The organism is Brevibacterium sp. FME17 (genome assembly GCF_014897515.1).
Lineage (GTDB): Bacteria > Actinomycetota > Actinomycetes > Actinomycetales > Brevibacteriaceae > Brevibacterium.
In genome coordinates this window covers 1-9,805 of record NZ_JABUYD010000044.1, presented here as the reverse complement: position 1 = coordinate 9,805, position 9,805 = coordinate 1, and the positions used below count along the sequence as shown (strand labels likewise).

Genomic DNA, 9,805 nt, shown 5'->3' with positions numbered 1-9,805 from the left:
GAAGTCCATTCGCCAACATCGTCGTTGCTCTTCCTCTAACTATACACCCAGTTCGTCCGTTTTGACCCTTGAGTTTCGATTTTCTTTCGTTTCTTCTTTGACTGTTGCATCAATTGATGCTCGAGGGCCTCGAGGAGCTCGTCACGTCCCAGGTCAGTGAATGGAACGGTGATAGGTGTCTGGTCGTAGGAACATGACGAGGAAATCCGTCACACACAAACACTGAACACAAAAAGAGCCGCGACACTGTGCGTTCACAATGTCGCGGCTCTCACAGTCACACGCCAATCGTCCCAAGCGAGGACTCGCACCTCAGATCGCGCTGAGCATCTTCCCTGGGTTGAGGATCCCCCGCGGGTCAAGAGCATTCTTCACAGCGATCTGGATCCGCCTCGAGCCCTCATCAAGCTCGTTGTTGAGCCAATCACGTTTGAGGAAGCCCACGCCATGTTCACCAGTGATCGTGCCGCCCAGCTCCAGACCGATGCGCATGATCTCGCCGAAGATCTCCTGCGCCCGTGCGGTCTGCTCCTCATCACTTGCGTCGAAGAATACCGAGGGGTGCGTATTGCCGTCACCAGCATGGGCCACCAGGGCAATCATCAGGCCCGAAGACTCCTGCAGCTCCTTCAACCGGTCGCAGAACTCGGGCATCGCCACCCGAGGAAGGCACACATCGTCGAGCAGCTGGCCTCCCCCATGACTGTTGGCGAACTTCTCGTAGGCGGGTTGGATCATCCGTCGTGCGGCAATGAGCGCGGCCGAATCGCTCGGATCGTCGGAGTACGCGACGTCGAGTGCACCGCAGGCCTCGGCCACCTCGGCGAATTGGGCCATGACTTCCTGCGAATCCGCAGGATTCTGGTCGACCTGCATGATCAGCATCGCCCCCGCGTCACCGTCGAGGCCGAAATCTCCGAACTCGTTGAGCATCTTCAGGCTGGACGAGTCGAGGAACTCCATCAGGCTCGGCACTCCACCGGCAGCCATGAAGTCCGCAACCGTCTGCAGGCCCGAGCGTTCGTCGGGGAACGTTGCGACGGCGGTGAATGGATCCGGCAGCTTCGGGATCAGGCGCAGGGTCGCCTCGACGACGATGCCCAGCGTGCCCTCGGAGCCGACGAACAGATGGCGCATGTCGAGGCCGGCCACACTTTTCGCCGTCTGCGGGCCCAACTTCGTCAGCGTGCCATCGGCCAAGACAACGGTGAGGCTGCGCACGTAGTCCCTGGTCACACCGTATTTCACACAGCACAGGCCACCAGCGTTGGTGGCGATGTTGCCGCCGATCGATGACAGCGCGACCGAGCCAGGATCGGGTGGATAGGACAGACCGAAGGGAGCCAGATGATCCTTGAGGTCCTGGTTGATGATGCCAGGCTGGACGGTGACAAGTCTTTCGGCCTCATTGACGCTGAGGACGTCCTTCATCCGGGAGACGTTGAGCAGGATCGCTCCTGGTGAGCCGTTCGCGCCTCCAGAGATCCCCGACCGCGCACCCTGCGGAACGACCGGCACGCCGTGCTCGGTGGCGAAGCGCATGACTTCTTGGACATCGGCCGCCGACGTGGCCCTGACCAGAGCGATCGCCCCTTCGTGAGGGCAGAACAGAGCTTCATCACGAGCGTGAGCTTCGATGACGTCGGGATCCGTCGTCAGCGCCCCATCACCCAGCCGGGCCGCGAGCGCATCGAGTTCGGCCGGTCCCACCGTGGTCTGGTTCTGTGCTGTCATGACATCCTTCCGAACGGAAATGTCGGGACGGTCACGACCGCCTCGGCGATTCTCATCTGTGACGACGCAATTCCCGACCGGGGCCCGGGTCGGGCCACGTGCGAGGCTACGTCGTCATCTCCGGATTCACCTTATCGGGCGCGGGTGCGGCCTTGAGAACGAGGGTGACGACTCCGGCTGCGACCATGGCTGTACCGACGACCCACATGCCCGCGTTCTGGGTTCCGGTGAGCTCGGCGAGTCCGCCGGTGATGTAGGGCGCGAAGAATCCGGCGGAGTTGCCCAGCGAATTGATCAGCGCGAGCCCCGCGGCAGCTCCGGCTCCGGCGAGGAAGGTCTGCGGCAGCGGCCAGAAGGTCGGAAGGGCCGCACAGATGGCCATGCAGGTGATGGTCACAGCGATCATCGTGGTGAACGGCGAACTCAGGTACAGAGCAATAGGGATCGTGACGCCGCCGATGAAGAGCGGAATCGCAACGTGCCACACTCGCTCGTTGGTCTTGTCTCCGTGACGGGACCAGAAGTACATGGCGAAGGCACCGAAGACATAGGGAATCGCGGTGATGAAGCCGATCTCGACGATCGAATACTCGACGCCGAAGGTCTCCTGGAAGCCGGAGATGATGGTCGGCAGGAAGAAGCTCATCGCGTAGAGGCCGTAGACCATGCCGAAGTAGACGAAGGACAGTGCCCACACTCGCGGCTGGAGCAGCGACCGGCGGACCGGGTAGTGGAACGAGTCGGCCTTGCCCTTCTCTTCGGCGTCCATCGTCGACTGGAGCCAGTTCCGCTCCTCCGGAGACAGCCACTTGGCGTTTCGGGGGTGGTCGGTGAGGTAGAAGATGCACATGATGCCGAGCAGGATCGCGGGCACACCTTCGATGATGAACATGAAGCGCCAGCCGGCGAAATTGGCAAAGAGCGAGTCGCCGCCGGAGATCAGCCACGAGGACAGCGGTGAACCGACGACGCTGGAGAGTGGGATCGCGAGCATGAACAGCGCGGTGGCCCGGGCTCGCATGGATGAGGGGAACCAATATGTGAGGTAGAGGATGATGCCCGGGAAGAATCCCGCCTCGGCGACGCCCAGGAGGAAGCGCAGGAAGTAGAGCCACCCGTGGCTGGGCACGAATGCCATCGCCGCTGCCACGATGCCCCAACTGATGAGAATGCGGGCGAGCCAGATCCGTGCGCCGAATTTGTGCAGAGCAAGATTCGAGGGCACTTCGAGGAGGAGGTAGCCGAAGAAGAAGATGCCGGCGGCGAACCCGAACTGAGTGGCCGTCATCGCGAGGTCTTCGTTCATTCCGCCGGGGCCCGCGATACCGAGATTGGTGCGGTCGAGGTAGTTGATGAAGTACATCGCGATGATGAATGGGATCAGCCGAAGAATGACCTTTCGCAGGGTCCGCTTCTCCATTGCTGAATCGCTCGGCGGCTGCTGGCTCACAGGTGGGTTCACCTCGGATGACATGTGATCTCCCTTGATCAGTCTGAGTCGCCGATGACGGCCCTCGGCACACTACGCCGAAAACATTACGTCAGCACTGCCTGCGTTCCTATACTTCGCTCGATTTGTACCGAATACCGGGACTGGGTGCCGCCTTTGTCCGTCCGAATGCCGACCGTCGCCGAGGTGGTGCCGGAGTTCGCGTCAGGGCCAGGGTCTACGCTGGAGCCACGACCACAGGAAGGCAACGATGCAGCCGATGACCGAGCTCGACGCCGATTCCCTGCGTGAGTACTACCGCAAGTTCGCCCAGCTCGAGGCGACCGACACCTCACCGATCTACGCCGCCTGGGCCTCGGGTGTGGCTCAGGACGACGAGGTCATCAAGCACCTCCCCGATCTGCCCAAGCCGAAGCGCCAGGCCAACCTCCTCTTCGCAGCTGCCCGCCACCTCGGCGCCGGTGAAGGTGACTACGCAGCTCTGCGAACCTGGCTGCTGGAGCACTGGGAGATGACCCGGGATCTGATGCTCGCGCGGTCGACGCAGACGAACGAGGCCGGACGCTGTGCCGTGCTCCTGCCGGCGCTGGCTCAGATTGAGCGCCCGATCTCACTCATCGAGGTCGGCGCCTCGGCGGGCCTGTGCCTGTATCCCGATCGCTACAGCTACACGTACACCACAGAGTCAGGGCCGGTGACCCTCCACCCCAAAGATGGCCCGAGCACGGTCGCACTCGCCTGCGAACTGACGAATGCACCTCCACCCGACCGGATCCCCGAGGTTGCCTGGCGAACCGGAATCGATCTCAATCCCATCGACATCACCGACGGTGACCAGCAGGAATGGCTGCGCTCGCTGATCTGGCCGGAGCACGAGCTGCGCCGGGATCGCCTGAGTGCCGCGGCCTCCATTGTGTCCGCTGAGCCGCCGAGGCTGGTCCCGGGCGATCTGCTCGAGACCGTCGATTCCGTGCTGTCTGAGGCTCCCGCGCAAACGCAGAAAGTCGTATTCCACAGCGCGGTGCTTGCCTATGTCGAACCGGCCGAACGCGAACGCTTCGCCGTCCTCATGCGATCGCGTGATGACGTCGTGTGGATCAGCAATGAGGGAGGCGGAGTGCTGCCGGAGATCGGAGCTCAGGTTGATCGCGAAAAGGACGGACGGTTCGTGCTCGCTGTCGATGGACGGGTAATTGCACTGACCGGACCACACGGGCAGAGCTTCGAGGGATTGGATTGACGACGTTGCTATTCAGGCAATCGACGAGTTAGCCGTATAGAGCTTGCACATCCGCAGCGAAAACACCGCGCTGACGAGCTCGGCCAAGCTCAGCGGATCTTTCAGCGAGCGTCCCGTGAGTTCGTGCACACGGCGGAGTCGATAGCGGACCGTGTTGGAGTGGCAGTACAGCTGTTCGGCGGCGCGCTCGGCCGAGCCCTCATTGTCGAAATAGGCAACAAGCGTGTCGAGTATCAACGACCGATCTGCGGCAGGCAGTTCCAAGACTCCTCTGAGCACCTCATAGGCCAGCCGCCGCCCCTCATTCGGCTCACACGCGAGGAGCGCCGCCAAAGGACTCGAGTTGAACTCACACACCTCGGTCTGACCTGGGCGCAATGTCGACAGAGCCGTGCGTGCCAGCTGCAGGGCCCGCGAAGTTTCAGCCAACACCCTATATGGCGGGCTCACTCCTGCACGTGCCGCAATAGTTCTCAGAACGCCCAAGGCAACTTCGTGCTGCTCGGAGTGGAATGACACAACCCCGAGCTGCAGCGTCGGCGTCAGCTGCCACCCCGAGACGATCCCCTGGTCCGCAAACTTCTGTTCCAGGTCGCCCAGACCTCCGCCTGCCGGGTTGCGGTTGTCAACCGCAACCACGATGAGATCCGCATCCGGAGCCAGACCGAGCAAGGTCGCCATCTCCCACGAGCTGCAATCCGGACTCGGCCGTCCTGCGAGCAGCGACTCAACCAACGCCGCACGTCGGCGCCCCTCCTCGGCGAGAAGCTCAGCCGATGCTGCCCTATACGATTCAGTCAATGCCACCGCGTGCGCGTCCGCGACTGACCACAGCCACGTCGCCACCGCGAAGATGGCTTCCGGAGCTTCGCAATCGCCTCCTGGTCTCGCCGCCTCGACCAACGCATCCCAGAGAACGCCGAAGCTGAAATGGTTCGCCTGCAAGATCTCGGCCAGAGGGATCCCCTGCTGAGCCCGACGCCTGCCCGTCTCATGCGGCGTGCTCAGCTGCAACGTGTCGTGACACTGGTTCATCGCGCTGACCGCGGCCCTCAGATTGTCCTCGATCGACTGATGAAGCTCCGCCTGAAGATGCGGCTCTGAGCGCTCGTAGAGTGGAATTCGCTCGAGAATCCTGTCATAGGCATCTCCGACGATGCGCGGCATCTGAGTCTCGGCCCAATTCACGAGTTGGTTGGCATCAGACATCGTCAGCGCCCCCGCCGGCCGGCTCATCTCTGAAAGGTGCAACCCTGTACCCATTCCTCAACCTCGCGTCCAACCGATGTGTACCGATAGTACAAGTTTCAAGCTAGTCATGCACGCATCATCCATGGCCACCTCCACATTCACTCAAATGACAAATCATCTTGATTTCACATGAGCACAGAACTCATCAGTGCACACATTTGCACAGGTTCGCGAAAACGCCGGAAGGGTGAGCATGAAAAAACCTCCCGCGCTGCGGCTATATCAATGGAACCAGATCGAGTATGACGCAGAAATTCAGATCGGCCACCGGTATCCAACAATTGTTCCAGATTACAAACTAGCTTGTTCTTCATGTCAAAGTTTCAAAAAACTCTCAAAATCCCTGGACACGGCCTGAGTGCTTCGCAAGGATGTCCTGTGGGCAACGCTCGTTGGTGCATATGCCGACATCTGAATGAGCGGGCCAACCAACGAGCGGTACTTTGGAGGTAAATTCGTGTCTCACCACGTGCAATCACGTCCCCACAGTGGTCATCGAAAGAGAAAGATGGTTCTCAGGCGAATTCTGCCTGGCATGGCCATCGGAGTTGCGGGCACACTGCTGGCGTCGACCGCGGTATCGGCACAGGGCCTCAACGTCCACGCCGACGAGCCGACAAAAGCTGGAGCCAGTGTCGCAGGCATGACCCTGGACTCGAAAGAACTCGTCGCACTGGGTAAGTCCACGGCCGCATCCAAATCGGATCCGGGTCCCAACCGCGAAGCATTCAACGGCGCCATCGGCGACGACGAAGTCGTCGACTTCGGTGCAGGCTACGAGATTCCGCTCGATGATTTCCTCAGCTTCGGTGAAGCCGGCGCTATCCACAGCGAATCGACCGCTGCCGACTCCAAGAATGGCAAGGCCGTCACCGGAATCGTCGGCGCCGATGGTGGACTCACGCTCGATGGTAAAGACAACGAGTTCGGTACCGCCAACGTCGACCTCCTGTCGCTGGTCGACGCCACTGGAAAATCTGATGTCACCGACGGACTCATCGACCAAGCAGACCTGAACTTCGGCCTCGGCGGCGCCTGGGTCGAAGCAGTTGACGGCGAATTCCAGGATCCGGACGGTGTCGGCGGAATCGGCCAGTACCGCGTCGGCGACGCAAAGCTCAACCTCCATTCCCCAGCCATCGAGGACGCCGGCGACGGCGTGTCCGACGCTGCAGGTCAGATGGAAGACGAAGTCGCCGACAGGGTCAACGACGCGCTCGGCCTCGGCAAAGCCCTTCCGGGGATGAAGGTCGACACGACCGTCACCTCCGACATCCAGGATGACGTACTCGATGCAATTCTGCGTGAACCGATCAAGACCGATGACGGACTCGCCACGATCGACCTTGGAAAGGGTTCAGTCGAGGTCGACCTCGCCCGCCTCGGCGGCAACGACGACGGTGTGACCGATCGTCCAGTCGGAATCAACAACCAGGATCCGAACTCAGAGCTGATCGACGATGAGACATACCCGCTCATCGCCAGCAGCATCCACGATGCCATCGAGAAGGTCATCGACGTCGCAGTGGACACAGCGATCGAATCGCTGCGCAGTGCGAACGTGAACGTTGATATCACTGCTCTCGACGGAACCACCGCTGGATGGGACATGGACCTCACCGGAAAGGTCAGCAACTACGACTGCAAACCTTCCGGTGCGACGGGCGCCGTATCCTGCACGACGATCGACACCGTGATGAACTCGATGGAGACCGTCCTAGGCCCGATCCATGACAAGCTCGCAGACCCGGCCGGCCTGCTGTACAAGGCGTTCACCACGATCAAGACCGACATGATGACGGCCCCAATCCGCGCGGCAGTTGATCCGTTCCTCAAACTGCTGGCAGATAACCTCGTCTCGCTGCAGATCAACCACCAGGAGAAAACTGAGTGCGAGACTGCAGACGGCAAGAAGGTCGTCAGCGGAATGGACGTCTCTGCGCTGAGCCTCGGCGTTGCAGGTGGCAAGTCACGGATGGGCTTCGGTAACGCTGGAGTTCGCACCGATCCCTGCGGCAAGTCGGCAGACGCCGCGAAGCCGGGACCGGTGGAGCCACACAGCGGCACATCGATGTTCGACCCACGCAACCTGTTCCCAGGCTTGTGACACCTTCGACAGCTGCTGATCGCGATGCCAGGCATCGCAGTCGACGCAGATGCAGTACATGCGTTCATGAACACAAGGAACGTATGAGGCTCATCGCGAGATGAGCACCCGGGTGGTGGCGACACATTTCAGGTGCCGCCACCACCCCTATCTGTCCATGAGATGCCGCCGGGAAAGACGAACTGAGCAACTGTGAGAAGACATGCCTACACGAACAAACGTCTGTTGCAGATCGTGGCAGGAGGGCTATGTCTGATCCTCTTCGTCTCGGCGTGCACTCGAGGTGACGCCTCACCCGAAGATGCGAAGACCGCGGAGTCCTCAGCAGTCGCCTCCAGCACCTGCAAGAAACCCGCGAAGAAGGTCTCGCAGACTCTGTCCAGCGGAGCGACCTGGACGATGTGCTGGGGAGTCCATCCCGATTTCGGTCTCTCTCTTTCCGAAGTCTTTATCGCGCCACCCGGCAAAGACCCGATCAGGATCATCGATTCTGCCTCCATCGCCCAGCTGGAAGTCCCGTATGACACCGGAAAGCGCAACACATCCGATATCACTGCGGCCGGCTTCGGCGGCCGCAAGATGAAGACGCTGCAGTCCGATGCCTGCGCGGGAGACCTGAACTCGATGGAGATCCCGAAGATCGGCGACGGCAAGTACGGGGAGACCGAGACCCGCAACGTCCTGTGCACCGAGGTCATCGACGACGGACTCGCCTATCATTCGAGTGATCTCGTAGCACCGGCCTCCGCCCGAAAGAACGCTTTGCGACTGTCAACGGTGTCTCGGGTGGGCTGGTATGAGTACGTCTCTCAGTACACATTCGGCTCTGATGGATCCATCGATGTGCAGCTCGGCGCAACCGGTGACCTATCGCCTGTCGACTACACGGATGAGGATCACGGTTCGGACGTCGGACATGACGAACATGCGGCGAGTCATTCGCATAACGCCGTCTGGAAGGTCCGCTGGGGGCTCGGAGGCGAAGGCGGAATGAAGGCGCAGCAGTTCGACGCCAACCCGACGGGCAAGTCCGGACCGGAATCACCGATCATGAAGGGGAAGCTGAAGGATATCGAGCACCCTGCCCTTGCACGGTGGAAGGACCGCCGGTGGTGGCGAGTCCTCAACCCCGCGGCGCTCAACGACGACGGGCATCCCATCTCCTATGAGATCGACACCGGAAAGTCGGACTCATTCGAGTTCGTCGATGACGTTGAACATACCCACTCCCACGAGGAAGAGCCCGGGTACGACGTCGGCTTCACGAACTTCAACGAATGCGAACAGTATGCGACGAAAAATCGCGGTGACTGCGGCCGTGGAGTTCCTGAGTTCGTCGACGACGGCAAGGGTCAAAAGCTCGACGACGTCGTGTCATGGGTCGCTGTCGGATTCCACCATGTCCCCCGTGATGAAGAGCAGTCGCCCATGGAGATGCACTGGCAGGGATTCAAGCTGCTCCCTCGTGATCTCACCGCTCAACGATTCGACGTTCCCAAAGGGCATGAAGAAGTGAATGGTGTTCCCGACTCCGAATGGAATCAGGAACCGACGAATTGATCAGCTATCGCTCATAAGTAGTATTTATATTATTCAATAGATCATGCTTGAAATAGTTTCCTATAAACTTGCATTTGAAAACCAAATCGGCACGTAAATTTTTATTTAGGTATCGATAATCCAATATTGTCGATTCGCCATTTTGGCTATTTGCCGATCGCGCTAACCTTTCTCAGAACGGAACAGCTGCGGCCCATGCGAATAAGCCAACTCCCCGCGCATGTAGAGGCTTTTATAGGGCGACTACAGTCGTGTATCTAAAATATTAGATTGGCTAAATTGCCCGATCTCGACGAGCTCTTCATGCGCTGCGCAAGTGTGCTGCGCCAGTGGCCTCCTCCAGCTCCCTGCGATCGGGATGGATCAGATGGATGAAGCCGGACCCCTCACTCACGCCCATCCGACAACTAGCCTCGATTTTTCATGGTGTGGCTCGCGCCCATGATTCTCGCGCTATGGAGCG

Annotated in this window: 6 protein-coding genes; 3 read left to right on the top strand and 3 right to left on the bottom strand. The window is 60.2% G+C overall.

Going from position 1 to position 9,805, the window contains the following annotated elements; all coding sequences use genetic code 11:
* Window positions 1-312: 312 nt before the first annotated feature.
* Both INT40_RS20065 and INT40_RS20060 read right to left on the bottom strand, forming a co-directional pair.
* Window positions 313-1,734, bottom strand: coding sequence for an FAD-binding oxidoreductase (locus tag INT40_RS20065; RefSeq protein WP_101572185.1), 1,422 nt, complete (start codon window positions 1,732-1,734; stop codon window positions 313-315).
* Between the two features lie 106 nt (window positions 1,735-1,840).
* Window positions 1,841-3,208, bottom strand: a complete 1,368-nt coding sequence (locus tag INT40_RS20060; protein ID WP_226831715.1) for an MFS transporter — start codon at window positions 3,206-3,208, stop codon at window positions 1,841-1,843.
* Between the two features lie 235 nt (window positions 3,209-3,443).
* On the opposite strand from INT40_RS20060, the gene INT40_RS20055 reads away from it, so the two are divergent.
* Entirely contained in the window at window positions 3,444-4,424 is a 981-nt protein-coding gene (locus tag INT40_RS20055; RefSeq protein WP_193096848.1) for a DUF2332 domain-containing protein, read from the top strand.
* Between the two features lie 12 nt (window positions 4,425-4,436).
* Here the strand turns inward: INT40_RS20055 and INT40_RS20050 are convergent, their stop codons facing one another.
* A complete protein-coding gene (locus tag INT40_RS20050; protein ID WP_226831714.1) occupies window positions 4,437-5,660 on the bottom strand; it encodes a PucR family transcriptional regulator in 1,224 nt (407 codons plus the stop codon).
* A gap of 550 nt (window positions 5,661-6,210) precedes the next feature.
* On the opposite strand from INT40_RS20050, the gene INT40_RS20045 reads away from it, so the two are divergent.
* Window positions 6,211-7,782, top strand: coding sequence for a choice-of-anchor G family protein (locus tag INT40_RS20045; protein WP_193096847.1), 1,572 nt, complete (start codon window positions 6,211-6,213; stop codon window positions 7,780-7,782).
* 192 nt (window positions 7,783-7,974) lie between these two features.
* Window positions 7,975-9,342, top strand: a complete 1,368-nt coding sequence (locus tag INT40_RS20040; RefSeq protein ID WP_193071080.1) for a copper amine oxidase — start codon at window positions 7,975-7,977, stop codon at window positions 9,340-9,342.
* Window positions 9,343-9,805 lie beyond the last annotated feature (463 nt).